Annotated in this window: 18 protein-coding genes; 12 read left to right on the forward strand and 6 right to left on the reverse strand. The window is 55.6% G+C overall.

Features of this window, described 5'->3' with window-relative positions:
• The first annotated feature begins 133 nt into the window (after window positions 1–133).
• Together RBB77_RS12665 and RBB77_RS12670 are read left to right on the forward strand one after the other, a co-directional pair.
• Window positions 134–1,870 carry a GWxTD domain-containing protein gene (locus RBB77_RS12665; RefSeq protein WP_353062118.1) on the forward strand — a complete coding sequence of 579 codons (1,737 nt, stop codon included), beginning with the start codon at window positions 134–136 and terminating at the stop codon, window positions 1,868–1,870.
• A gap of 140 nt (window positions 1,871–2,010) precedes the next feature.
• On the forward strand, window positions 2,011–3,735 hold the full coding sequence (locus tag RBB77_RS12670; RefSeq protein ID WP_353062119.1) for a TonB-dependent receptor: 1,725 nt from the start codon (window positions 2,011–2,013) through the stop codon (window positions 3,733–3,735).
• Between the two features lie 451 nt (window positions 3,736–4,186).
• Here RBB77_RS12670 and RBB77_RS12675 read toward each other — a convergent pair whose 3' ends face one another.
• The 3 genes from RBB77_RS12675 to RBB77_RS12685 all read right to left on the reverse strand — a co-directional run bounded on the left by RBB77_RS12675 (window position 4,187) and on the right by RBB77_RS12685 (window position 8,093).
• Window positions 4,187–6,586 (reverse strand): arylsulfatase, encoded by a 2,400-nt coding sequence (locus tag RBB77_RS12675; RefSeq protein ID WP_353062120.1) that lies wholly within the window; start codon window positions 6,584–6,586, stop codon window positions 4,187–4,189.
• Between the two features lie 201 nt (window positions 6,587–6,787).
• Window positions 6,788–7,312: a hypothetical protein gene (locus RBB77_RS12680; protein WP_353062121.1), complete on the reverse strand. Its 525-nt coding sequence runs from the start codon at window positions 7,310–7,312 to the stop codon at window positions 6,788–6,790.
• Between the two features lie 160 nt (window positions 7,313–7,472).
• Window positions 7,473–8,093 carry a hypothetical protein gene (locus RBB77_RS12685; RefSeq protein WP_353062122.1) on the reverse strand — a complete coding sequence of 207 codons (621 nt, stop codon included), beginning with the start codon at window positions 8,091–8,093 and terminating at the stop codon, window positions 7,473–7,475.
• A 208-nt stretch (window positions 8,094–8,301) separates the two neighbouring features.
• Between RBB77_RS12685 and RBB77_RS12690 the strand changes: the two genes are divergently transcribed.
• Together RBB77_RS12690 and glgA are read left to right on the forward strand one after the other, a co-directional pair.
• Window positions 8,302–10,356, forward strand: a complete 2,055-nt coding sequence (locus RBB77_RS12690) for an LpqB family beta-propeller domain-containing protein (RefSeq protein ID WP_353062123.1) — start codon at window positions 8,302–8,304, stop codon at window positions 10,354–10,356.
• 81 nt (window positions 10,357–10,437) lie between these two features.
• Window positions 10,438–11,661, forward strand: coding sequence for a glycogen synthase (gene glgA, locus RBB77_RS12695; RefSeq protein ID WP_353062124.1), 1,224 nt, complete (start codon window positions 10,438–10,440; stop codon window positions 11,659–11,661).
• Window positions 11,662–11,672: 11 nt separating this feature from the next.
• Here the strand turns inward: glgA and RBB77_RS12700 are convergent, their stop codons facing one another.
• The gene (locus RBB77_RS12700; protein ID WP_353062125.1) at window positions 11,673–12,062 is read right to left on the reverse strand and encodes a PAS domain-containing protein; all 390 of its coding nucleotides are present in this window, start codon (window positions 12,060–12,062) and stop codon (window positions 11,673–11,675) included.
• 135 nt (window positions 12,063–12,197) lie between these two features.
• Here RBB77_RS12700 and RBB77_RS12705 point away from each other — a divergent pair, with 135 nt between their 5' ends.
• From RBB77_RS12705 to RBB77_RS12725, 5 genes are all read left to right on the forward strand, one after another.
• Window positions 12,198–12,800: an alpha/beta hydrolase family protein gene (locus tag RBB77_RS12705; protein WP_353062126.1), complete on the forward strand. Its 603-nt coding sequence runs from the start codon at window positions 12,198–12,200 to the stop codon at window positions 12,798–12,800.
• A gap of 320 nt (window positions 12,801–13,120) precedes the next feature.
• Entirely contained in the window at window positions 13,121–14,119 is a 999-nt protein-coding gene (locus RBB77_RS12710; RefSeq protein ID WP_353062127.1) for a metallophosphoesterase family protein, read from the forward strand.
• Window positions 14,119–14,880: a heme-binding domain-containing protein gene (locus tag RBB77_RS12715; protein ID WP_353062128.1), complete on the forward strand. Its 762-nt coding sequence runs from the start codon at window positions 14,119–14,121 to the stop codon at window positions 14,878–14,880. The genes RBB77_RS12710 and RBB77_RS12715 overlap by 1 nt, the downstream gene beginning before the upstream one ends.
• A 31-nt stretch (window positions 14,881–14,911) precedes the next feature.
• A complete protein-coding gene (locus RBB77_RS12720) occupies window positions 14,912–15,334 on the forward strand; it encodes a hypothetical protein (RefSeq protein ID WP_353062129.1) in 423 nt (140 codons plus the stop codon).
• A gap of 104 nt (window positions 15,335–15,438) precedes the next feature.
• Entirely contained in the window at window positions 15,439–16,998 is a 1,560-nt protein-coding gene (locus RBB77_RS12725) for a hypothetical protein (protein ID WP_353062130.1), read from the forward strand.
• A gap of 968 nt (window positions 16,999–17,966) precedes the next feature.
• Here the strand turns inward: RBB77_RS12725 and RBB77_RS12730 are convergent.
• Window positions 17,967–19,694, reverse strand: a complete 1,728-nt coding sequence (locus tag RBB77_RS12730; protein WP_353062131.1) for a TIGR03118 family protein — start codon at window positions 19,692–19,694, stop codon at window positions 17,967–17,969.
• A 422-nt stretch (window positions 19,695–20,116) separates the two neighbouring features.
• On the opposite strand from RBB77_RS12730, the gene RBB77_RS12735 reads away from it, so the two are divergent.
• Together RBB77_RS12735 and RBB77_RS12740 are read left to right on the forward strand one after the other, a co-directional pair.
• The gene (locus RBB77_RS12735; protein WP_353062132.1) at window positions 20,117–21,406 is read left to right on the forward strand and encodes a di-heme oxidoredictase family protein; all 1,290 of its coding nucleotides are present in this window, start codon (window positions 20,117–20,119) and stop codon (window positions 21,404–21,406) included.
• A 316-nt stretch (window positions 21,407–21,722) separates the two neighbouring features.
• Complete coding sequence (locus RBB77_RS12740) at window positions 21,723–22,031, forward strand: hypothetical protein (protein WP_353062133.1); 309 nt, start codon at window positions 21,723–21,725, stop codon at window positions 22,029–22,031.
• Between the two features lie 139 nt (window positions 22,032–22,170).
• Here the strand turns inward: RBB77_RS12740 and RBB77_RS12745 are convergent, their stop codons facing one another.
• Window positions 22,171–23,301, reverse strand: a complete 1,131-nt coding sequence (locus RBB77_RS12745; RefSeq protein WP_353062134.1) for a hypothetical protein — start codon at window positions 23,299–23,301, stop codon at window positions 22,171–22,173.
• 677 nt (window positions 23,302–23,978) lie between these two features.
• On the opposite strand from RBB77_RS12745, the gene RBB77_RS12750 reads away from it, so the two are divergent.
• Window positions 23,979–25,226: a DUF362 domain-containing protein gene (locus RBB77_RS12750; protein WP_353062135.1), complete on the forward strand. Its 1,248-nt coding sequence runs from the start codon at window positions 23,979–23,981 to the stop codon at window positions 25,224–25,226.
• Window positions 25,227–25,379: the final 153 nt, after the last annotated feature.

Consider the following 25,379-nt stretch of genomic DNA (forward strand, 5'->3'; position numbering starts at 1 on the left):
GTCGTTAGATGAGACTTGTAGGCTTTCGCGGGAACACGAGCGATGATATCAGGGGAAGCGTTGAGTCTCCTCTTGTAACGGAGATGTAACGGCTCTACAATGTTGGTTGGTAACAGGAGTGCACCTCTTCTCTATGACAATTTCTCGGCGCTTGGTATCCTGCACGACCCTATTGGTGATGATCTTCATGGGGGGGCATGTTTTGGCTGCCCAGGAAGCGACCAGCGGTTCTGACCAGACTGATGGCGTGACCAAGGGTCCGGTGACGGTGGAGAAGCCAGATCCTTTGAAGCGTCCGCGGACCGACAAGGAAATACGAGATCAGCAGAAGGCTTTGAGGCAGGAGCTGAAGGGCGTCTATAAAAAGTGGGTGGATGAAGACGTTCGCTGGATCATTACGGATCAGGAGTTGCAAGCGTTCAAGAGCCTGAGCAATGACGAAGAGCGCGACCAGTTCATCGAGAATTTTTGGCTGCGGCGCAATCCGAATCCAGATTCGCCTGAGAATGAGTTTCGCGAAGAACACTACGCGCGCATCGCATACGCGAATGACCACTTCGCAGCGGGCAAGCCTGGCTGGAGAACCGATCGCGGTCATATCTACATTGCTTACGGAAAGCCGGATAATATCGATTCGCATCCAAGCGGCGGTAGCTACGATCGTCCGATTGAAGAGGGTGGTGGAAATACCTCTACGTTTCCGTTCGAGATTTGGCACTATCGCTATCTGGAGGGTATCGGGGATAACGTCGATATCGAGTTTGTCGATACTTGCATGTGCGGCGATTACCACATGACGATCGATCGCTCCGAGAAGGACGCGCTGAAGCATGTTCCGGGCGCGGGCCAGACGTTATATGAGCAGTCGGGGCAGTCGAAGCAGGCAGACCGTTTTTCGGGTGGACTGGAACAACTTGGCGCAGGACCTATGTCCTCTGCGAACCAGAGCAAGCAGTTCGACCGACTCGATCGATATGCCAAGTTGATGGCTCCTCCTGAGATCAAGTTCAAGGATCTGGAGTCGTTTATGACGACTTCGAAGATTCTGACCGGACCTCCGTTCCTGTTTGATGTCCGGACGGACTACGTCAAGGTTACAAACGATACTATCCTGGTGCCAGTGACGCTTCAGATCAGAAATCAAGACATCACGTTTACGAATAAAGATGGCGTTGCGATGGGTACGGTGAACATCCTGGGGCGTGTCTCGAACCTGAATCACAAGGCGATTCAAACCTTCGAAGACACGGTCAGTGTTCAGGTGCCGAGTGAACTGCTGGCGCGCAAGCGAGCTGATCAATCGGTCTATTGGAAGTCATTGCCGCTTCGTCCCGGTTTGTACAAGGTTGACATCGTTATCAAGGACGTCAATAATCCCGACCATATTGGAAGATGGCAACGAAGTCTGAACGTGCCAGCCTACGACGATGATCGACTCGCTTCTTCTTCGCTGATTCTGGCATCTTCCATGGAGAGAGTCCCGTCCAAGGATATTGGTGCCGGGAATTTCATTATTGGCGACACTCACATTACTCCTCGGGTTCCGACTGGAATTGGGGTTCCTGTGACGTTTCACAGGGGACAGAATCTGAACTTCTGGATGCAGGTGTATAACTTAGGGATCGATGAGAAGAGTAAACAGAATGGTGCGACGATCGAGTATCAAATTCTCGACGTGGGCACCAATAAGGCCGTTCTTGAGACGCAGGAGTTGACCTCGAAGACCAACCCCAATGCGGATCAGGTTACGATTGAGAAAAGTTTGCCGCTGGCTAGTCTTCAGCCTGGCAAGTACCAAGTCAACATCAAAGTGAATGACGGAGTAACGAAGCAGCAGATCGCAGAATCTGCGCCGTTTATCGTAGATTAGACAGGTGCTTTAGAAGGGTACATGGTTATGCAGACGCCAATTCGCGATAACCGGTCACATCGCACTCTGTAAGACGCCCCCTAATTTTCTGGGTGCGGGATGATTTCGGATAGCCATTCGACGCGCAGGACGGTTTTACTGTGCTACGACCCCAGGGGAAGATCGCGCTTCTGTCGCTGATGCTGCTTACTGCAGCAGCCCGCGTCGCTATGGGTCAAGGTGCAGCGGTGTCGGGGGTGGTTCGTGATGCGCAGGGTGTGGCGCAGCTGGGTGCTCTGGTTCAGGTAATCGCGGCAGATTCAGCGATGGCTGGAACTGCGTTCACGGATCTTCACGGGCGCTACTTCATTCCTCATCTACTTCCTGGACAATATGAGGTGAGGGCCAGTGCGGCGCTGTTCGTTCCAGCGATGCGGGGCAATCTGCAGCTCACGTCGGGAGCTCAGGCGGTTGTCAATCTGACGCTGAGTACACTTTTCGAATCCACCGCGTGGCTTCCGGCAGAGCGTCGCAAGGCGGACGAACCAGGTGATGATTGGAAGTGGACGCTGCGGTCGGTTGCGAATCGTCCGATTCTTCGGTTCGCCGAAGATGGAGACGTGATTCTGGTCTCTTCCAGTGTTCGAGAGACCCCAAAGCGCGCTGAGAGAGTGCGCGCGGAGGTTACGGCCGGCGATGGCGGCTTCGGGAGCAGCGGGGTCCACAATGTTTTCGCGTTCGACAGAGTGCTTGATGATGGCGCCGGTCTGACGCTGCGTGCGGACGTTGGGACACAGCCCGGGGCACCCAATGTCGGTCAGTCTACTGAGGTTGCGACCGGGTATGGGATGCAGCTTGGGTATGGGGGTGCGGCTCGGATGGTGTTGAGCTACCAGATGCACCCTGAGATGCTGGCATCGGATGGAACCCCTGGGTTGGGAGTGATGCAGCTTGCGAGTGGGCAGAAGATGCAGATCGGGGATTTCGCGGAGGTCGAGGCGGGAGGGACGGTCTATGTTGTCCGGACCTCTGGGTATGCGTCGGGTTCACGACCGTTCGTGAAGGTTACGGCACATCCGACGGAGAACTGGAGCGTCGGGTATCGTATGGCGACGGCGCAGGATCTGCAGTCGTTCGCGGGTCTCGATACGATGAGGCGAGAGCTGCCGGTCGCTGCGCTTTATCAGGGTAGATTGCAGACGGATGGCGGAGTGCACCAGGAGTTGAGTGTTGGCCGAAAGACCGGCCGCGGAATGGTGCAGGTTGCGTATTACGCCGACTCGCTGGATCGGGTCGCTGTCTCAGGCGGCGGTGCGCTGACTCCGGCGGATATCGCGGCGACAGGTCAGAGTGGCGCGAATGGGATCATTGCCGATTCGACGACAGGGAACTTCCGGTTTTTGAGTGCGGGGTACAAGACCCAGGGTTTGAGTGTCACGATGACTGAGCCGCTGACCACGAATCTGTGGGTTGCGGTGGAGTATGGGACGGGGGCAGGGCTCGCGGCGAAGGATGGCGTTGTGATGTCGCTGCCTGATGCTGGATCGGATCTGGCGCCGGTGGCTGCGCGAACTGCGACGATCGCTTTGCGGGGTCGGGTGCTTCGCAGCGGAACGGCGCTTCGAGCGGCGTATCGCTGGCAGCCGACACGGTTGGTGACGGCGGTGGATCCTTACGCTCCTTTCAGCGACCAGGCGTACCTGAGCTGTTATCTGCGACAGTCTTTGCGGCTGGGGCGTCTGCTGCCGCCCGGGCTTGAGGCTACGGTTGACGTCACGAATCTGCTGGCGCAGGGCTATCGGCCCTTCCTGTCGGCGGATGGACAAACTCTGTTCCTTGCACAGTCGCCTCGGACCATGCAGGCTGGACTTGCCTTTACCTTCTAGTTGCCTTTCTAAGCCCCCTTACACGCGGGGGTGGCCCCCCCTATATGATTTGCATTAATTGCTTTGAATCAACAGTTTGCAGGTGATTGCGATGTCCAAATTCGTCATTCTAAAAGGTTTGCGGCCAAATTCGTCCAAACAAAGGGTTTATGGGCAGGTGTAAGCTGCTCAAAGCAAAAGCCCCGGTGGGTTCCGGGGCTTTGTTCTCTGCGTATCCAGTATAGCGAATCGTGCATAACTCATACGCCACGCGAATCTTCAGGATTGGCGAGGGTTTTATGCGATTGGGGGCTTGACAGGTTTTTCGGTTGGGCTGAATCGAGCCTATGACGAACTCTTGACGGCCGCTGCTGACGAGATGGCGATTTATCGTTAGTAATCTTTCCTCAATGATGCGTTGGCGAGTTAATTTGGCAACTACGACCTTAGCGCGACCTCCAACATTTGGTACTTAGTCCACCGTAGCCACTGGCGCGGAGGTCAGTTTTTCATTCTTCGGATACGTGATCCTCGTCGTGTTGATCTTTCCGTTGAATGCGAAGGGGGCCTGATCAAAGTAATCCAGCGACACGGGCGAACCGAGATCGCTGCCAATGTCGAGGCAATCGTTGGCCGTGAAGGCGAGCGCCGCAGTGATCGGCACGCGGCCTTGCGCTACGACCTGACCATTCACCTTCAGCGTGACATCCAGCGGGGCGCCGGGCTTAGGTGCTACCCGCCTCGACTCGACTTCGATCTTTACCTTGCCGGTTGGGAGCTTGTCTTTTGCCTTAATCTGCGTCCGATCAAGCTCGAAGAGGTTGTATTCGTAGTGGAGGACTCCGTCCTTCACATAGAGCGAGAGACCACCAGAAAACCCGCCCAAGGCGTAGAGCACCCCGTTGGCGTTCTCGGGCACTTCTACTTCCATGCTGACGTCGTTGTCATATTTGCCAAGCTTCGGCGCGGCAAACTCCGGCATTCCGATGATTGGGCCACTGAAGGTCCACTCTTTGTATGGTGAGGAGATCATGTCTTCCGGATGGAGCACGATCGTCCACAGACCGCCGCCGATGGGCAGATTCTGATTCTTCGCCGCTTCGACCAGGAACAGGTTCTTCATGTAAGCGACACGCTCTGGCATCTTCGCGGCGAGGTCATTAGCCTGAGACCAGTCTTTATTGAGGTCGTAAAGCTCCCACACGTCATTGTCCGGGTTCCAGTTCGCGATGCCTTTGGGCACACCCGGGACCCACGGCGTGCGAGGCCCGAAGGTGCCGGCGAACCATCCGTCGTGATAGACACCCCGGCTGCCCATGATGTCGAAGAACTGCGTCTCCTTGCGCCCCTTCGCTGTTGCATCGGCAAACGTGTACTCCATGCTCACGCCGTCGATCGACATCTGGTCTACGCCATTGACCACGCGCGGTGGTGTGATGCCAACCGCGTCATAGATCGTCGGTACGATGTCGATGACGTGATGGAACTGCGGGCGGGGCGTATCGTCGTGCTTGATCTTTGCCGGCCAGGAGATGGCCATGGGCTGGCGTGTGCCGCCGAAGTGCGCGGCGACCAGCTTGGTGGATTTGTACGGTGTACCGCCTGCCCAGGCCCAGCCCGCGTGATACATGTTGTCCGTCTTCGCTGAACCGAGCACATCCAATCCACCAAGATCATTCAGCGTCTTGATGTGCTGCTGGATCGTGGTCGGAATGCCGTTCTGCGCGAGCAGCTCGGAGATAGTGCCGTTCTGCCCTTCAGCCGACGCGCCATTGTCGCCCCAGATGTAGATGACAATCGTGTTGTCCAGTTTTCCTTCCTTCTCGATTTCGTCAATTACGCGGCCGGCGTTGTAGTCTGCGTGTTCTGCAAAGCCTGCGTAGACCTCCATCAACCGGCGCTGGAACGGCTTCTCACTTTCCGGGATCGAATCCCATGAGGCGAGCGTCGCAGGACGCGGGGTTAGCTGCGTGTCCTTCGGAATCCAGCCCATCTCCTTCTGTCGCGCAAAGACACGCTCGCGATACTTGTCCCAGCCATCATCGAACTTGCCCTTATATTTGTCGGCCCACTCTTTCGGAACCTGGTGAGGGCCATGCGCTGCGCCCGGCGCCCAGTACATCAGGAATGGCTTGTCCGGCGAAAAAGCCTGCTGCTCGCGCAGCCATTTGATCGCGTCCGTCGCAATGTCCTCGGAGAGATGGTAACCAGGATGTTCATACTCATGCGGGTCAAGAATCGTGGTGTTGCGCACCAGGCGAGGCTCATACTGCGAGGCCTCACCCGCGAGGAAGCCGTAGAAGTACTCGAAGCCATAGCCCGAGGGCCAATATTCAAACGGCCCCTTCGACGTGGTCTCGAGCGTCGGCGTGTTATGCCACTTACCCCAGGCGCCGGTGTTGTAGCCGTAATCTTTCAGCACTTCGGCGACGGTCGCGGCTGACTTCGGAATTCTGCCGCTGAAGCCATCGAAGTCGTTGGCCAGTTCGGCGATCTGCCCGTTGCCGATGCGGGTGTGGTTGCGCCCCGTCAACAACGCTCCACGGGTAGGCGAGCACATGGCTGTGGAATGAAAGGCATTGTAGGAGATTCCTGCGTGCGCGATACGCGAGAGTGTCGGAGTGTTGATCTCACCGCCGTAAGTCGAGGCCTGACCCGGTCCGACATCGTCCATGAGGATGATGAGGATGTTCGGCGCATCGGAGCGTAGATGCTTCGTCCCAACACGATTCTTGTAGGTGGAATCCTGCATCGTCAGACCTGCAGTGGAGGCGGACGGAGCAGGCGCGAACGGCAGGACTTCCTGAGCACTTGTCGGTAGTGCGAAGATCGCACCCATGACGAGACTGAACACGGAGAATATGATTTTCATCTTTTCCCGTTCTTGTTTGCTTGAGGAGGTTTTGTATCCAGTGGCCGGAGTGCACCAGACTATAGGCAGGGAGCGGTCTTCGCAACCGAGAATGCAGACGGTAAGCGCGGAAGAGGCTTTTCCGGTTTATCTGACTGAAGGCTTTGGCCGTGGGGGATGAATCAGCCTGCAGCCAGCTGCACTTAATCAGGTAATTTTTCGTTAGAAATGGCAGTTTTGTGGGGAGGGGGCATCGATGCGGCGTTCGGCGCCTTGTGGGATTAGTTGGAGGGCGATGGTGCTGGCCTGAGTGGAGCTTTCGTTTCTGATGAGGTGGATGTGGTCTCCGCCATGATCGACAAAGCCCATGCCCTGGGTGTAGATGTGTGGTTTGCATTCGGGATCGTCGCTTCCGTACTCGGTTACAGTTCCTTCGGTGACGATGATCAGGCTGTGACCCGGGTGGGTGTGCCAGCCGGTGGTCCCTCCGGGCTGCCAGATGTTGCTCTGGATGTAGAGGTCGGACGTCCCTTTGGTCTGCTGTAGAGATTGCCAGAGTTGTTCGTTCCTTTCTTTCGTGGGTCCGTGCGGAAAGTAACTGGAGACGTTGATTTCGCCGAAGCGTCCTACGGCGAGCAAGGTGCTTTTGTAGCCCTCAGGTGTTGTTGCGGGGGCGCTTAGAGGTTGAGAGAGAACCATGGCGATGGCGACAGTCAAAAACAGCAGATATTGATGGCTCCTTTGCATGCAGACCTCCTCGTTATTGTTGTTGTTCCGTGGAGGTACATGGATACATATCGCACGCTGGCAGGCGTCTTTCAATTCAAGCGGCGAGTTCAAGCGGCGAGGCGGACACCTGGTTGAGTGACAGGAGTCCGCCTGGCCGGTCCATGGTTGACGGAGTTATCTATCTTTTTCCGTCTGTGTCGTCTGCCGGTTTGCGCACGACGCCGTGGATTGCCTGCGGGCCGAAGTGCATCGTCGCTGGTCCACCGAAGACCATCGTGATGTTCGAATTGGTGACCGAGTACTTGATATCGTCTCCGCCGGTGATGCAGACCTGCAGTGTCGAGGTAGGAGGATCCGTCTCGAAGGAGCCGTTGGTTCCATTCCCCGTCGCCAGGCTGACTGTGCCATTCAACTGAAAGCCCTGGTGTGTGGGGGTGCCCCATGGAGGGCAACCGGTCATGTCCCAAGTGATCCTCATGTTGGTTAGCTTGATGTGGTGGGTGTGAGGGTTCACGAGGGGCTGCGTTGGGTCTACCGCACCGGATGCGGTTCTTCCATAGCTGGACATCGTCATATCGGCTAAGAAGTCGGCCGATGCCCATTCCGGGTGGATGTCCATGGACCATTGACCATGCATTTCGTATGGGCTGCCTTTGACGGTCGCGAGCAGGGGTACGTAGTCGTTGATGAGGCCGCTGAGGTGGAGCGGCGGGCGCCCTTGTGCGAAGGCGCTGGTGCCGCAACAGAGTAGAAGCAGGGAGAGAGCGCGTGCCGCCGTCGTCCAGGTTTTGCTTTTCATGAAAGAGCTCCTGTTTGCGATTTGAGAATCACTTGAGATACACGGACACCGTGTGCCATCTCCAAGAGGAGTTCAAGCGGTAAGGCGCGGAACCGAGACAATTCAGCAATTTGCCGTCGAATGCAGCGGTTTGCCGTGCCGTTGTAGAGCCGGGGTACAATTTGGGTCCCGGGGTTCGTCACGGCTGCGGACCGACCAGGAGAGCGCAATGGGCGAACCATCCGTTGGCATACCGACGTCCGAGAGACCGGTGGATGATCGGCTGGACTCATGGAAGGAGATCGCGGCGTACCTGAACCGCGACGTGACGACGGTTCAGCGCTGGGAGAAGCGGGAGGGCATGCCGGTTCATCGGCATCTGCACGACAGAATGGGGTCGGTGTATGCATCTCGGGCGGAGCTGGACGCCTGGGCGCTGGGGCGGAATCTTCGAGCGACTACTGAGAACGGGACTGGTGTTCTGCCACCCGATCCTTCGATGCCGGAGGCGCACCCAGTTATAGAGGAACCTCGCACGAAGGCAAGATTTGTTTTGCCGCTGATGATAGCGGCGGGAGCGGTGCTGGCAGTTGGCGTGGCTCTCTGGCTTCAGAGGACGGAGTACTTCTGGCGAAACCCCATTGCTGATGCGCGGATTCAGACGGTTACGGACTTCGGCGGAGTGGCGGAGGCTGCGGCGGTGTCACGAGATGGTCATTTCGTGGCATTTTTGTCGGACCGCAATGGGCAGGCGGATGTCTGGGTGAAGCAGCTCGGTTCAGGACAGTTGCGCAACTTGACCAACGGGAGCGCGCAGGAGTTGATCAATCCGTCCATCCGCAACCTGGGATTCTCGCCTGATAGTTCTTTCGTGACGTATTGGGACCGCAGACAGGACGGGAACATCAGCGTATGGGCGGTGCCGACGCTGGGCGGAGAGCCGAAGACTTATCTTGCAGGGGTGGCTGAGTTCGACTGGTCGCGGGATGGCACCCGACTCGCGTATCACACGCCTGGACCTGGAGATCCGCTGTTCGTGTCGGATGGCAATCTGCGACCGGGAGCTCCGCCACTGTTCACTGCGCCCGCGGGGCTTCATTCTCACTTTCCGTTGTGGTCGCTCGACGGAACACTCATTTACTTCGTTCAAGGGTCTCTCCCGGATCGATTGGACATCTGGCGCATTCGGTCGAGCGGCGGAACTCCCGAACAAATCACGTCGCAGAATGGGCGCGTGACTTATCCGATTTTTCTGGATTGGCACACACTGTTGTACCTTGCGAGCGATCCCGACGGTTCGGGGCCGTGGCTCTACAGCATTGACGTCGAGCGGCGCATTCCGCATCGGCTGACTTTTGGCCTGGACCGGTATACGTCGCTGGCGGCCAGCGCCGACGGCCGAAGGTTGGTGGTCACGCTTGCGAGTCCGAAGAGAACACTGTGGAGATTGCGGGTTGCGGATTCACCGGCGGAGGTGTCGACGGCCGTTCCGATTTCGTTGACGACGAGCATGGGGTTCTCGCCGCGCCTGGGCCCGAACTATCTTTTGTATGTTTCTGCGACAGGTGCGGGCGAGAGCATCTGGAAGCTCGCAAATGGGGCAGGCACGGAGGGTGGCACGGAGCTGTGGAGTGGACCGGGAGCGCGAGTCATTGGCGGCCCGGCAGTCTCTCCCGATGGGCAGAGGGTTGCGTTTTCGGTGCGGCAAGGTGGCCAGACGCTGTTGTATGTGATGCAGGCTGATGGCACAAACGCGCGGATCGTGACCGATACGCTTGCCTTGCAGGGCTCTCCGGCATGGGACCCGGATGGCCGATCGATTACTTCGGCAGCGGACGATCATGGCGTCACGCATCTGTTTCGCGTGCCGCTGGATGGCCATCCGCCCACTGTTTTTGTGCAGGAATATTCGGTCGAGCCTGCGTGGGCGCCTGACGGGAGTTTTGTTGTTTATTCGGGACCGGATATCGGCACCACGTTTTCGGCGAAGGCGGTGACGGCGGAGGGTGGCGCGCATCCGCTGCCGGGCTTGACGCTGACGCGAGGTGCTCGGCACGTGTCCGTGCTGCCTGGTGGACGGGCACTTGTGCTGATGCGGGGAGAGATTCAACACAAGAGTCTGTGGCTGATTGATCTGGAAACGGGTACCGAGCGGCAGTTGACCCATCTTCCTGCTGACTTCGACCTTCGCGACTTCGACATCTCGCGGGATGGGCGAGAGGTTGTTCTCGAACGCGAGCAGGAGCGCTCGGATGTGATGATGCTGGATCTTGCGCGACGCTGATTTCGTGATGGAGAGTGCAGTTGCGTATGATGTGTCTCTGTTCGGTTCGGCGATGAGTTGAGATCGAACGAGGAGGCTTGCTTGCGAGTTGGTCTGATGACACGAGAGTATCCCCCCAATGTGTACGGGGGCGCTGGCGTTCACGTCGAATATCTTAGCCGAGAGTTGGCGAAGTCTATTGAGGTTGAGGTCCATTGCTGGGGGAAACAGTTTCTCGACGAAGGAAATCTGCATGTGCGCGGGGGGGAGCCGTGGTCGGAGATTACGAATGGCACGGAAGGAAAGTACAAGACAGCGCTTGAGACGTTCAGCCTGAATCTGGCGCAGGTGAAGTCGCTTGCGACGATCGACATTGTGCATACGCATACGTGGTATGTGGCGATGGCAGGATTTCTGGCGAAGAAGCTGTTCAACGTGCCGTTTGTGTTGACGACGCATAGCCTGGAGCCGCTACGCGCGTGGAAGGCAGAGCAGCTTGGCAGCGGTTATGCGATGAGCTCGTGGATGGAGCGGACTGCGATTCTGGATGCAGATGCTGTGATCGCGGTGTCGCAGGGCACGAAGGAAGATATTCTGCGCGCTTACCCTGAGATCAAGCCGGAGCGCATTCACGTTATCTATAACGGGATCGATCTGAATGAGTATCAGAAGACTGCGGAGACCTCGGCGCTGATCAAGTATGGGGTTGATCCGGCGGTGCCTTATGTTTTGTTTGTTGGCCGGATTACACGACAGAAGGGCGTGACGCATCTTGTGGAGGCGATTCCTCATCTTCCGAAGGGAACGCAGGTGGTGCTGTGTGCGGGCGCGCCGGATACGCCGGAGATTGCGGCTGAGATGCGCGAGAAGATTGAGCAAGTCAGAAAAATAAATCCGCGCGTTGTGTGGATCGAGAAGATGCTGTCGAGGACGGAGGCGATTCAGTTCTATAGCAACGCGAGTGTGTTTTGCTGCCCGTCGGTGTATGAGCCATTCGGGATTATCAACCTGGAGGCGATGGCTTGCCGGGCTCCGGTTGTAGCGAGCGCTGTTGGAGGAATTCTGGAGGTTGTTGTGGATGGCGAGACGGGCTATCTCGTGCCATTCGAACAGGACCCAGTGACGACGTTTCCTTCGAATCCAGAGAAGTTCTCGCGGGATCTTGCGGAGAAGATTTCAGCGCTGCTGGCTGATCCTGAGAAAGCGAAACGATTTGGGGAGGCGGGCCGCAGACGCGTGGAGGAGACTTTTGCGTGGTCTGCTATTGCTGACCAGACGATTAGTCTTTATCGACAACTCATTCGAAGCGCTCGGGGAAACGTGTGACGATGTTGCGTCTATGAGCCGAACAAAGCTTCGGCGGATTTGACGGGGGTCGTGTCCCACTTTGAGATGACGACCATCCTGACTTCGCGGTTGAGGTCACTGGCTTTGTCGATGTAAATGCTGTTGCGATAGATGAGCTGGACGAACAAGATGGTGCCTGAGCGCGTTCGGTAACGCCATTCGACAGCGCCTTCGGGCGGGGAGGCAGCGAGTGCCCTGGCGAGGAGGGGGATTTCCTCAGGTGGTCTCAACTGCTCGACAGACATGGTGAGGAGATCCTTGATCTCGTACTCCATCAAATTGGCGAATTGCTGATTGCAGGCGATGATCTGGTGAGAGTCCCTGTCAAAGAAGTATGCCGGTGATGTGACGAGCCGCAGCAGATCGTCAAGGTTGTCCACGGGGCATCCTCCTCGGAATGAATTTACGATTCTATCGCGCTTTTTTCGTTAGGCGATATAGGGAAGGTGGGGGACGCGGCAGGATCGAACGGCGACCAGCCGATTGAGAGTCGAATGCTGCAATAATCTTGGCGTATGAATAGCCACTTGCACCTCCCGACCGATCCCGGTAGCGACTGCCTAATCTTAACGCACGGTGCTGGCGCAAACTGCGACACCCCGCTCCTCATAGCATTGGCAGACGCCTTTTGCGCCTCGGGGATGACAGTGCTACGCTTCGATCTCCCCTTTCGCCAGTTGCGACCGCACGGGCCACCACCACGTGGCAGTGCGGAACGGGATCAGCAGGGAATTCGAGCTGCCGTTGCGACGATGCGGCAACAAACTTCAGGTCGTTTGTTTGTGGGCGGTCATTCCTATGGAGGAAGGCAGGCGTCGATGCTTGCTGCAGCTGAACCCGGTCTGATAGATCGGCTCCTGCTGCTCTCGTACCCGCTTCACCCACCGCGACGGCCCGATGAGTTACGTACCGGGCATTTTCCAGAGTTGAAGACTCCCGCGCTGTTTGTTCACGGCACTCGGGATGGGTTTGGTTCCACGGACGAATTGATTGCAGCGTTGAGGCTCATCCCGGCACGAACCGAACTGCTCGAGATCGCCGGTGCGGGGCATGAACTTATGACCAAGAGCAATCGTCAAGAGTTTCCAAATTTTGTGGTGGAGGCGTTCCGGTTTTGAAGAACTTATATCGCTACGATGATGAAGCTGACCGTCATGCTCGTTATCCCGGAGTACCACCACCGTTCGCCGGCGAGGTAAGGCTCGGGATGTGAGCGTCTGATAGGGGCGGTCGAGCAACCGGCAAGGCGAGGGAAAGGCGAAGGATGGCAACGACACGCACGGGTCAAACCTCTCGACTGAACCGACGTCTGTGTGCCGCATCTCTGTAACCAAATTGCTGCTGGATTATTCCGCGCGGTTTCTTCTGCCGGGCGGAATAAAAGCTCGCCTTGCCAGTTATAGACGGTGCAGACAATCAAAATCAGATGGAGATTGATATGAATCGGTTCAAGGAAGACAAAGTAGTGCAGGAGAACGAAGATGTTACGAAGCCCGTGGGCGACGGCATCGACCGGCGCAATTTTCTGGGTTGCATGGCGTGGGCCGGCACAGGGCTGCTGTGGTCGATGGTTGGCGGTGTGCCGACTTCGAGGCTCTTGGCGCAGACGATGAAGGGTGCTGGGACCGGAGTTGGGAAGGTAGAGGATTTTTCGTTCGTGCAAATCAGCGATTGCCACATCGGATTCAACAAGGGCGCAAATCCCGATGTGACAGGAACGCTGAAGAAGGCAATAGACAGGGCCAATATTGTGCCTGCCGGCATGAAGGCTCCTGACTTCATGATTCACACCGGCGACATCACACAGAATTCGAAAGCAGCGGAGTTCGATACGGCGTCGCAGCTTATTAAAGGTTTCAAGAATGAGGTGTTCTATGTGCCGGGGGAGCACGACTACATCGACGATGGTACGCAGTACAAGCAGCGTTTTGGCAAGGGCACGGTGGGCAATGGCTGGTACAGCTACAACCACAAGGGCGTGCACTTTGTGGGCCTGAACAACTGCGTACAAGTAGATGCGATGGGGAATATGGGCGAGGATCAATTGAAGTGGCTGAAGTCTGACCTGGCCGGGTTGAGTCACTCCACTCCGATCGTTGTTTTCGCCCATATTCCTTTGTGGATGGTCTATGAGAAGTGGGGATGGGGCACGAAGGACGGAGAGCAGGCACTCGCCATGTTGAAGCCCTTCGGTTCGGTGACGGTTCTAAACGGTCACATTCACCAGGTGGTGCAAAAGGTCGAAGGCAATGTAACCTTCCACACGGCGATGGCGACGGCGTTTCCGCAGCCTGCACCGGGAGCGGCACCGAATCCAGGGCCGATGATGGTTCCAGCGGGCAAGCTGGAGAGTGTGATTGGAGTGACCAAGGTCAAGGTCGTTCGAGGACATAATCATCTGGCTGTCGTCGACACGACATTGGCGGAGACTCTCTAGTGCGCCCGTGGATTGCTGCGGCATTGACCGTCGCCGCAGTAACAGCCTTGGGGCATGTTCATCCGTTTGGGAATCCGCGTGTCGAGCCGGCGAAAGGACTCGGCACGCTGTTGGAGGGTGCGACCATGCCAGCAGACGCGAAGGCGGTACTGGTGAACAAGTGTGCGGACTGCCACTCGAGCGAAACTCGCTGGCCAGTGTATGCGCGGATCGCTCCAGGATCGTGGCTGATTGAGCGCGACATCATTGAGGCGCGCAAAAAGATGGACCTCTCACACTGGGAGCAGATGCCGGCGGAGAAGCAGCAGGTTTTGACTGCGAAGATATTCGAAGAGGCAAAGAGCGGGGACATGCCTCCGCTGCAGTATCGGTTGCTGCACTGGGACGCGAAGCTTTCCAAGACCGATGTGCAGGCGCTCTCGATGTTGGGTAAGAGTGCGAGTGGGAGCGAGGCGACTCTCGCTGGGGATGGCGATGCTGTGCAAGGCAAGGCTGTGTTCGAGAAGCGTTGCACAGGCTGTCATGCGATGGCGGTTGATCGCGAGGGACCGAGGTTGGCAGGAGTTTATGGCAGAAGGGCGGGAAGCATCACGGAATTTACATATTCCGCGGGCTTGAAGAATTCTGGCGTGACTTGGAACGATGCGACTCTGGAGAAGTGGTTGAGCGATCCCGATTCGATGGTTCCGGACAACAATATGAGCTTCAGCGTTCCCAAGGCTAAAGAGCGACAAGACCTGATCGCTTACCTGAAGCAGTAACAAGAGATGGACTCAATTGTAAGGAGACGATATGTCGGATTGGCTGAACGATGTGATCGGCAACGATTTAATTGCAGTCTACGAAGACCATCATTTCACCGAGGACGCCATCCTTTGGCTCCGAGAAAGACCTCGCACATTTGGCGAGCTGCGCGCGGAAGAGATCGACTGGTTACGGTGGATGGCCGCGAACATACAGGACAAGGATACGTTGGAAAAACTGTCAAGGGATTCTGATACCGATGTTCGTATGTGGGTGGCGTGCAACCCTGTAACCCCTCGATTAGTTCTCGAGGCACTCGCAGAAGATCCGACCGTCTTCGTCCGAAGAGGAGTTGCTCAAAACAGAAGCACGCCTACGCATCTATTGATAAGGCTTAACGCCGATCCGGACCTTCAAGTCCGAGCGTTAGTTCTAAAGAACGCAGTGAAGAATCATGCCTATCCTAGTTAAACAATTGAATGACCTAGATTCGTTTCTTAACGGCACCTGCAGCCCACAGGCGTCGTAACTCAGCAAACTGCGTCTCGCTGTCGGCGAAGCTTGGAGGATATCCCATGAGAATGTTCAAAAATTTAGTCGGGCGATGGTCTTGTTCTGCTGCCAGGCCAAGACAGATGCTGGCGGTGCTATTTATGGGATTCGCTACAGCCATCACCATGCACGCGCAAAGCACCAATCTGGTGCCCTCGGCCGGCAGTGGTGCGGAGCAGGCATTCGTGGCAACATTCACTGACCCTAACGGCGTGCAGAATGTTCAGTCACTTTCTATCGCAGTCGTGGGCGTCGCTCCAAGCAGTGAGAGTGGGTTGCCGGCAAATGGGTGCGTCTTAAACTTTATAGTCGGTTCAGGCATCATCCAGTTGGCACAAGACACAGGCAAATCATTCCTTACAACCACAGCCACCGCAGGAACAGACCAAACCGTGAGCAACTCTCAGTGCACCGTGTTAGGTGCTTCTTCGTCCATAACTATTTCCGGTAATACTGTGACTGCTCGAATCTTCTTGACTTTCACAGCATCATTTAGCGGTACCAAGCAGATTTTTATGTTGGCCGAAAATAGCAATCAGGCCACCGATATGAATTCTCAGGCAGAAGTTGGCACTTACGATGTTACTGCGAGTGTGTCTCCCGCATTTATCTCTCCTTCTTCCGGTAGCGGCTCGGATCAGACCTTCACGACGATCTATTCGGACCCAACCTCTCACATTCAATCGGTTGGTCTGAATATCAAGAGCTCGCGCAACAATACATCGGCAGCAAACGCATGTAAGGTGCGTTATGACCCCGACACGAGTAACATTTTCCTCGTAAACGATGCCGGGACAACTTACGGTTCTCCGATCATCGCAGGATCGGCTACTAGCCTTAGTAACAGTCAATGCACCGTATATGGTATGGGCACCTCCGCTACAACCTTTGGCGCCAATGTCATAGTTTATTTTAGCGTGTCATTTTTTCCAGGGTTTGTTGGCGAAAAAGTTATTACGATGGGAGGAGCCGATGAAACCGGCGCTTCTACCTTCAGCGATCTACCGCTTGGGACTTACTTAGTCACGGCGCCATCGTCTGGTCTCCAGGAAAGCTTTGATCTAAGCAGCACGGCCGTTCGCGTGGAGTCAGTCGGAGTTCCTGCGACCTCGACCATTACGGTAATACCGAACGAAAGCTTTAAAGGAAGAATTCTATTCACGTGTACTGTAATTAATCCGTCGAATGTCGTAAGCCCACCCACCTGCGCGTTTGACACCCCGCCAATCTCAGTGACAGCACCAACGACGGTCACGCTCTTTGTCAACACTGCTGCTGCATCTGCACAAGAGTTACATAACCCCGTTCAGCAAACCTCCTTTGTTATCGGCGGCTTGACTATGGCAGCCATCCTATTCCTTCCGCTGCCGCACCGCCGAAAATGGAGAACACTCCTCAGTTTCGCAGTTGTCGCTGTCAGCGTGGGAGGGGCCACCGGCTGCGCCGTCACTCACAACCAAGGCAACACTATGATCTCCAGCACGACTTACTCTCGCACGACCCCCGGGAACTATATCGTCGCAGTAACTGGCATAAGCGGTTCGATCACAGCAACGACAGCGGTGAGTGTCACTGTTAAATGAGTGCCTGAGTGACTCTTTCACGTAAATGGGCTAGGGCGCGGTGAACAATTTATCGGCCCTACAGATTATTGGCTTTTGCCAGGTCTGTAATCAACTCGTCGCCACACCGTCAGAAAAATAATCTTGCGAAGCTGCGTCCTGAGATATGACCGTGATAGAGCTTGGGCTTCAGGGCCAACGCGATCCTAGCAGTGCTTCCGCTGGACAACCCTTCAGGGGATGCGTTTCTCATGATGCGCAAACTGCAGGGCGAAAAATTTGGTCCCACGGAGGGGAATAAATTCGTTCCATGCTCGTTCTCTTCTAAAGAGAAGAGAAACCTGAAGGGAAGGGAGAGCGGCAATCTCTCATAGATGGCCGATCCGCGCCAAGTGCGACGTGAACCAAAGACTTGAAGATGGTCTGCAATTCCTCTGTATTGCGCATCACCGAAGAGAACTCACACTAATCGTCGCCAAACTGGTTTCGATTACCCCTTGCAGGGAGGACACATTTATGACGCACGAAGAACTTCAAGTAAATCAGGAGTATATGTGGCGAGCGCTTTTCGGAGAGCAACAAACGACCCTCGCGCTCGCAGTCGAGATGCTGTTACGTTGTCATCTCTCTCCACAACAGATCCTGACCAAAACAATGAGAGCTCTGGAAGGCTCGCAGCACGATTCGTGATTGTTTTGGGCAATTACTCAGACTTCCGCAACAATTAAAGTTGCCGGATCGTAAGTAGTGCTAACAGGCGGATTGCTACCCTATCCACCGGAAGAGAATGCGGCTTCGACCGACGCTGCAAAAGATGCGCGCTATTCGGCATCGCCTGAACTAGTAGTAGCTCAGTGCTGGGCTCCCGCAACCAACTAAGCTTCTCTTAGCTCCGGTCTCTGACTTGCTATACGCAAAGTGCAAAACCCTATCTCCTGCAAAGGTAAGGGCTGCCTCTCGGCAGCCCTTAGTTAGCGCGAAATTTGAGGCTACTGCACAGTGAAGGTGACCGTGACGCTTTGTGTGATCGCCCCCGAGATTGCATTGACCGTAACCTGTGTCGAAGCGGGTGCCGCGGGAGTTGTACTAGCTGACTGTTGCGGAGATGCTGACGAAGAGCAACCGGTGATTGCTGCCGTAGTCACCACCAGCAGGAGAGCAAAGAGAGATCCGCGTGCAAGGATCGATTTGCGCTTCAGACTGGCGAATGCAAGCAGACCGACCGGTCCGATGAAGGCTAGGGTGATCCCGGCCCGTGACTGGAACAAATTGACAGGATGATTGGAAGATCTGTTATAACCACTGCCAGTCGTTGGTGGAGCTGCTGTAGCTGCTGCTGGAGCGATGGCTACCGTAACCGAGGTTGTGCCAGAGCCGGAAAGCGTGACCGACGGCTGACTGAAGGTACAGGTGACCGAGGTGGGCGTGCAGGAAAAGGTCACAGGGCCTGTGAACCCGTTCGCTGCGGCGAGTGACAGCGTCACATTCCCGGCCGCCTGCCCTGTAGCGACTGTAACCGAATTGGCGGACGCTTGAAGGGTGAAGTTGGCGGCTGCCGGCTGGGCGACCGCGATCGAGCCGAAGAGACCGCCTTTCTCTCCGTTGATACCGGCCGCGAAGTACAGGGTGTTGGGATCGCCCAACGTGGTGGTCTGGCCGCTGTTCTGTCCGAAGAATATCTCCCACAGGCCAATGTTCGCGATCGGCGTGCCCGCGCTTGTGTTCAACGAGCCGATCAGCGCAAACGTCTTGGGATCGAAAGCGTTTATCACGCCGTCTCCGAAGTTGCCGATCAGAAGATCGCCGCCGAAGCTGCCAAAGCCCGCGGGAGCAAGCGCCATCCCCCACGGCGCATTCAATACGCTTTGACTGGCGACTCGCGCGATGAAGTTTCCATTGTTGTCGAACTCATTGACATAGCCGAGACCGGCGCCCACGCTCTCGCCTGTTGCGGCGTTGACCTGGGCATAGGTCACATAGATGTTTTCGCCGATGCTGTGGATACCAAAGGGCGAATAGCCCGCGGGCAATGTCGGATCGGCAAAGCTACCCGCAAGGGCGTGCGCAGCAAAAGTGCTGTCGAAGACGTCCACGGTGCCTTGTCTGAAGTTGGCCGCAAGCAGGAACGTTCCCGTTGCGTTGGTGTCGAGCGCGATGTCGGTGTAAGAGGCCTTGGCGGAGTTATTGACCACCGTCACCGCTTGCGTCCCGCTGTTCACATTCCAGGCGGCGATCGTGCCGTCAAGGGTGCCGAAGAGGAACAAGGCCGATGTGCTGCCCGGAATGTCGAAGATCGCGTTGTTGCTGTTATATACCGTGCCGCTCGGACTGCCTTGCGCCGGCGCGGGAGCTGCCGCCGGTATCGTGACCGACGGCAGCAACGGTACCGCATTTGTGCCAGCGAGGGTGTCGACTGCCACCGAGCCACTGCCCGCCTTATCGATCCAGATAGCTGGACCGACTGAAACGCCCCAGGGATTAATCAATGTGGGATCGGTTACGAGTGCCTTTACTGTCGCACCGTCCGAGATGATGTTTGTCTGCACATACGTGCTGTTAGTTTGTGCTAAGGCCCCGATCGATAAAACCCCAGTGAAGACGACGAGTGCAACTGGGTGGAACCAGTTCTTCCCGGCCTTTGCGCTAAGAGAAACTGAAGCTCTCCGAAGTGAGGGGGGAACGTCGTGGAAGTACGACTTGAAGTTACTGATTAACATAGTGATCTCCTCTGCGACATAAAACTGAGTAAGGTCACTGTTATTCCAAATTCGTTTTCAATAATTTGCATACCAATCGTGACACAGGTCTGAAGCTAGAGCGATTTCCAAAAGGCCTAGGTGCGCTCCTTTTGATTCGCTAAGAAGGAGCAGCCAACAGACTCTCTGCACCTTCGCCGCGCTCCATTCCCGGTTCTGCATCCGCCGGTCGTTCCGTCAGCTCCATTTCGTCCTTCACGTATATTTTCTGCTTCGAGATGGGAATAATCTTTGCCCTACTCAGTTTGGATACAAACAGGCCTCTGACTTCAAGCCGGAGTTGTCGATCGTTCCGTCTCGGCTTTGTGGAGTTGAGGTTAACGGATCAGCAAGCTTACGTCCTGCACGTGCGTAGGCGACTGGTGTCTTTTGGAGGAACGCTCATGCTCATGGCCCATTGGAGAAAGGTTCTCCTCTGTTCTTGCCTTTTCGCGATATTAATCGCGTTGGGTGCGGGACTCGTTAGAGTCGCAGCGAAGTCAGCAACTGAAGCGCCGGCCGGGTTTAATACCCCCAGTTTCAATAGTGCACAAAGTGTCAGCAACGGAATCGCCGAGCCAGCAGGAGACACGTTCGCTCGGGATCAGCAAGTTTATGAGCAAAACGAGACAATCGCGCAAGGGCTTGGACCTGTGTACAACGCAACCAGCTGCGTCACTTGTCACCAAAATCCGAATAGTGGAGCAGCCAGCCAGATCACGGAACTCCGAGTTGGGCACAACGATGAAAATGGCAATTTCGTAAACCCGACCATCTTTATCAACGACGGAAAAAACACAATTACCGGCAGGTCTATTGTCAACGATCGCGCTATCGGTCCGGAAGCCCAGGAGACCATACCTGCGATAGAGAACATCCGCACATTACGCGCTGCCCTGAACACTCTGGGGGATGGATTTGTGGAAGCCATCGACGACAAGACGCTGATCGCAATCGCCGAGGAACAACCGGAGTTGAGCGAAGGGAGAGTTCATGGAGAAGTTGTACAGGCCCCGATTTTCGAGGCTCCTGGACAGACCCGCGTGGGACGATTCGGCTGGAAAGACCAGCACAGTAGTTTGCTCTCTTTTATTGGCGATGCCTACCTCAATGAGATGGGAATCACTAACCGGCTGCGCCCTACGAATGTTACTACCGTCCTCAACACTACGACCGGCGTGGAAGATCAGCCAGATGGTCTTGGGTTGGCTGATATCGACCACTTTGCTCAGTTCATACGCGGCACTATGGTTCCACCTCGAGACACAGTGCTTGGCGCGACCCCCGCAGCTTTAAAAGGTCAGGGACTTTTCACTCGGGTCGGTTGTAGTGTTTGCCATGTGCAATCCATCACCACAGCCCCTGCAGGGACAGTTATCGATGGTGGCATGTTTACCGTTCCAGAGGCTCTGGGGGATAAGATAATTCATCCTTTTAGCGATTTTTTACTACATGACATTGGAACCGGAGATGGGATCGTCCAGGTTGGGCCTCAGGACACGGCTAACAAATTAAGAACGGCGCCACTTTGGGGGGTACGCACAAAGGCCCGCTTCATGCACGACTTGGGGTCATTATCTCTTGATAATGCTATTTCGCGTCACGATGGCGAAGCCCGCCAGCCCACTAGACGTTTTAGAGAGTTGAGTCCCGAAGAAAAAGAGGCGTTGATTACCTTCTTGAAAACACTGTGACTGTTGCGCTGTGAGCACCACCGTGGGTGGACTATGGGCGGACTTGCGTCCGCATCGGATAGAAGTGCCGCAGAGGTTTTTAGCTTGAATCTTTGTGTTCCGAAGGGACCGGACGAGGTGCGCGTCGGTTCAGAAAACTTGTGCGTCTTTAAAATCGGCTGGTCGTGAGGTGCAAGATGCGGTTCCTGTTTACTGCCATAGTTATACCTATCTTCTCGCTGACTTGTGACTACGCTTCCGCCTCAGGCCAGGTTGACAGTGCAACCGCTCTCGCCGCGCTTCATGCTAAAGCGGATCGAGCTCACCCGAGAGACAGATGCTTCTCTATGCGCAGCTCGTGAGCCAGATGACGGATCTGGCCGGCAAGCAGTTCAACTCCGGTGAGTTCGGGCAGGCTTCGCAGACCATCGAGCTCGTGCAGCGATATACCGAGAAGATCCATGCCGGCGTTACCGATGACAGCAAAAAGCTAAGAGATGCCGAGCTGCTCATGCGGCGCGCCTCCTTTCGCCTCAAAGGCATTCTCAGCGCAGCAACATATGAAGACCGACCGGCTTTGGAAGTGACACTAAAGCAGTTGAATGAGGTTCAGTCAGATCTCCTGATGCAGGTCTTTAAAAAGTAAAGTGCGGTTGAATCAAGCTTCTTTCAAGCGATGGATCGTGCATTTCCCCACTGAGATGAATAAGGTCTGAGGATAAAAAAGGAAGTGTAAATCCGTCGGCGAAGAGGGTCTCTGCGCCGACGGGTCGGGCTTATAGTCGTTAACGTCTGGCAGCATCTGCTGCAACAGCGAGCTCCATCAGTGTTTTGAGGAACTTCTCGGTCTGACCGAAAAAGAGTCCATCGGCGGTGAAGCTTTCAATCGTAGCGACTGCGCCTCCAAATTTATCGGTTATCGGACGAATGACGGCGCAGTGGGGCAGATTGGGGCTGATGAATTCGCAAGGGACTGGAAAGATCAGGTTTGGCTGAACTAAGTTTGGCGGAAGCAGCGGGGGTTTGTTGAAAAAATCAGGGAACGTTAGGCCATGATCCGTCACCGGAGCAACAGGGGCTTGTACTCCGTTGCCTGCGAAGTCGACCCACTCGAGAAAGTGAGCGATTTCGTCTCCTCCGATGCCAAGGGTGATCTCAAGCACCTCCGGATGTTTCACTTTTTGACTCAAGGCTGCGTACAGACTGGCGCCCCCCTGCTCAATGTATCCGAAGTGAAAGGCCGCTATATTCGCTATCACCTGAATGTGATTTGGATCCTTGAAATCAGCATTGGTGATGGGTATAGCGGTACGGTTATTGATGTTGATAGCTTGCGGAAACGTGGCGCCAAAGTCAGGATTGGTTGCACTGCGGTACCGAACGAACCAGCTGGTGTCCACGTTGAGGTGCATAAGGTTCGTAAGGCGCCCGATGCCTGTTGACCCTGTAGCAGTGCTTCCCTGCAACGTACGGAACTCGTCCAGGTTGACCGGCTCGGCTCCTTTGGAATCCAGATAGCCGTTGAGGAAGGTAGCGTGACTCACTTCATCGAGCGTGTTGCTGCTGATGTACTGCGGACCATCTCCATCGAGGGCCAAGAAAGCATTCTGGTAGCTGTTCATAGGAGGAGCCTGTACCACCTCAAGGGGGAGCTGGTTCGGGGTGAGACCACCCAGTTCCGCGTACTGTGTCCAAAGGTCCGACTCGAGCAACTCTGCCGCTGCAAGAAACCGGAGGATAGCGATATCGCCCGCATCGAGCCTATCGTCTCCTACCCCAAATTGTGCATGGGCCGAAGTTCCATTTGCTAACAAACCGACGCCGACTGTAGCTGCGCCTCCTGTAAGAAGACCGCTCTTCATGAAGGAACGGCGGTCAACTGTACGCTTGGTGTTGCTTGTTTGATTTTTCATCATTGTTTACCCGTCCTGATTCGTGTTTAGCCTTGTCTCTCTTGCGAATAAACCAAGACATGAGACGGAGCCCGATGATTCAGTCGCGTCAGTACGTCGTTGGTGGTGTCTTGTAAACGGCTGTTAGGCTTGTGCAACCGTCGCGTCGCTTTCGACGCTAGTCGGCAGAGTTGATAACGATTTTTAACGTGTAATAAAGCCCCAAAAATCAAATGGGTGCGCATAAGTTGTGGGTGTCCAATCCTCCTTTGTGCGCGAGTGGATGCGTGAATGAAACTGTTGATCACATGACGCATCAGACGCGTTGCCAATCAAAACTGATCACCAAGCTCTTTATTCCATTTTTTTGAATAAAATTTTGAGTTAGTCACTAGGCGAAAAGACATTCATGCAATTGGTATGCCCGGCGAAATTTGTGCCAGTTGCGGCATAGGAACTGGTACAAAGGAGCATGGTATGGTAGCGGCTGAATGGGAGCGGTCGATGAATTCGAAGGAACGAGGTCACGATCATTCGCACCGATCACAATTGGCACTTGCCTCCCATCACTAACGGCCCCTCGTGGGCGCGCATTGCCATGGTGTTCCACTTTCTAAGATCTTCGCGTAGGGACGACATACTCGCGTCTCGAGTCGTTCGATGGCGCCACGGAAAACATGATTTAGAAGGAGTAGCGACAAATGAAAATGACGCGCCGACATTTCGCCCTTTCTATTGCAGCTGCCAGCAGCATGCGTTCTTCCTTATTCGGATCCACGCTTTCCCCACTGGGTGTTCCCCGCGGTGTAGTTCCCGGTCGAGTTACCTGGGCCCACGATCCGGCGGCTGTGACTTGGGATGGAACAGGTTCCTGGTGGGTGGACGCTAACAACAACCAGGCAGAAATTGACCGCATGGTCTCCCGCTCCATCCGCGGTCTTACAAATCAAAAGAGCGATGCCCAGGCATGGAGCGCGATCTTCCACTATTTCAATCGCACTCATGATCGTGGCAACGTCGGATACAAGGCCGGCGAGAAGGTCGCAATCAAGCCGAACCTCAACAACACAACGGATCATGGCACAATCGACCGTCTGAACTCGTCGCCCCATCTGATCCTTTCGCTCGTCCGGCAGTTGACCGGTCCGGGAAAAGTGCCGCAATCGTCGATCACCGTCTTCGATACCAGCCGGTTCATCCCGGGCAATCTCTACGTCAAGATTCACGGTGAGTTTCCTGGCGTGGTGTTCGTGGATCATATCGGCGGCGACGGGCGCCTGAAGGCCGAGTTCAAGCCCAACGCGATCCCTTTCTCGGTTCCCAGCCGCAATGCTTCGGGTCTCGATACCACGGTCGTCGAGGCTACCTATCTAATCGATGCGGCATTGCTAAAAGGGCATGTGAGTACAGGGGTGACGCTTTGTGCTAAGAATCTGTTCGGCGCCACAAGCATCAATCCCGACTGGCGCAAAAACGCGCACGACGGCTTTCCTCCCAACCATGACGGTTCCCCAAGTTACTCCGCATTCGTCGATTTCCTGGGTCATAAGGATCTTGGCGAGAAGACCATGCTGTTTATCGTCGACGGGCTCTATGGAAGCGAGGATGCGGATGGACCACCAAAGCGCAAATGGAAGATGGCCCCTTTCAACGATGCCTGGCCGAGCAGCATTTTCATGTCGTTGGACGGTGTGGCGGTCGATTCGGTCGGCTTCGATTTTCTGACCTCGGAATGGCCTGATCTCGTGGATATTAGGAATGCCGACAACTATCTGCGCGAAGCCGCTCTGGCCAATGATCCACCTTCGAAGACTTTCTACGATCCCGAACGCGATGGCATCCGATGCCGCAGCCTTGGCGTACATGAGCATTGGAACAATGGAACGGACAAGAAGTACTCGGGCAATCTCGGAAAGGCGCACGGGATCGAGCTTTTCCAGGTGGGCTAATCGGGACCGGGAGGAGATGAAGATGAGCAGGAACGTCTTGTTCTTGTGCTTGTCCGCAACATCGGTGTTATCGGCAAGTGCGTTTTCCCAGCCATTTTTGAGCCAGTGTAAGGGCAGGCCTTATCACGACAGGAAACTAATTTCCCCTCTAGG

It is taken from the genome of Tunturibacter psychrotolerans, from assembly GCF_040359615.1.
GTDB classification, from domain to species: domain Bacteria; phylum Acidobacteriota; class Terriglobia; order Terriglobales; family Acidobacteriaceae; genus Edaphobacter; species Edaphobacter psychrotolerans.

What these genes read in the sequence shown, in the direction of transcription:
- RBB77_RS12675 (WP_353062120.1), bottom strand. Translation starts at nt 6,586, where the DNA reads ATGAAAATCATATTCTCCGTGTTCAGTCTCGTCATGGGTGCGATCTTC.
- RBB77_RS12745 (WP_353062134.1), bottom strand. Translation starts at nt 23,301, where the DNA reads ATGATGAAAAATCAAACAAGCAACACCAAGCGTACAGTTGACCGCCGT.
- RBB77_RS12710 (WP_353062127.1), top strand. Translation starts at nt 13,121, where the DNA reads ATGAATCGGTTCAAGGAAGACAAAGTAGTGCAGGAGAACGAAGATGTT.
- RBB77_RS12665 (WP_353062118.1), top strand. Translation starts at nt 134, where the DNA reads ATGACAATTTCTCGGCGCTTGGTATCCTGCACGACCCTATTGGTGATG.
- RBB77_RS12740 (WP_353062133.1), top strand. Translation starts at nt 21,723, where the DNA reads ATGCTTCTCTATGCGCAGCTCGTGAGCCAGATGACGGATCTGGCCGGC.
- RBB77_RS12690 (WP_353062123.1), top strand. Translation starts at nt 8,302, where the DNA reads ATGGGCGAACCATCCGTTGGCATACCGACGTCCGAGAGACCGGTGGAT.
- RBB77_RS12735 (WP_353062132.1), top strand. Translation starts at nt 20,117, where the DNA reads ATGCTCATGGCCCATTGGAGAAAGGTTCTCCTCTGTTCTTGCCTTTTC.
- RBB77_RS12680 (WP_353062121.1), bottom strand. Translation starts at nt 7,312, where the DNA reads ATGCAAAGGAGCCATCAATATCTGCTGTTTTTGACTGTCGCCATCGCC.
- RBB77_RS12725 (WP_353062130.1), top strand. Translation starts at nt 15,439, where the DNA reads ATGAGAATGTTCAAAAATTTAGTCGGGCGATGGTCTTGTTCTGCTGCC.
- RBB77_RS12730 (WP_353062131.1), bottom strand. Translation starts at nt 19,694, where the DNA reads ATGTTAATCAGTAACTTCAAGTCGTACTTCCACGACGTTCCCCCCTCA.
- RBB77_RS12685 (WP_353062122.1), bottom strand. Translation starts at nt 8,093, where the DNA reads ATGAAAAGCAAAACCTGGACGACGGCGGCACGCGCTCTCTCCCTGCTT.
- RBB77_RS12750 (WP_353062135.1), top strand. Translation starts at nt 23,979, where the DNA reads ATGAAAATGACGCGCCGACATTTCGCCCTTTCTATTGCAGCTGCCAGC.
- RBB77_RS12705 (WP_353062126.1), top strand. Translation starts at nt 12,198, where the DNA reads ATGAATAGCCACTTGCACCTCCCGACCGATCCCGGTAGCGACTGCCTA.
- RBB77_RS12720 (WP_353062129.1), top strand. Translation starts at nt 14,912, where the DNA reads ATGTCGGATTGGCTGAACGATGTGATCGGCAACGATTTAATTGCAGTC.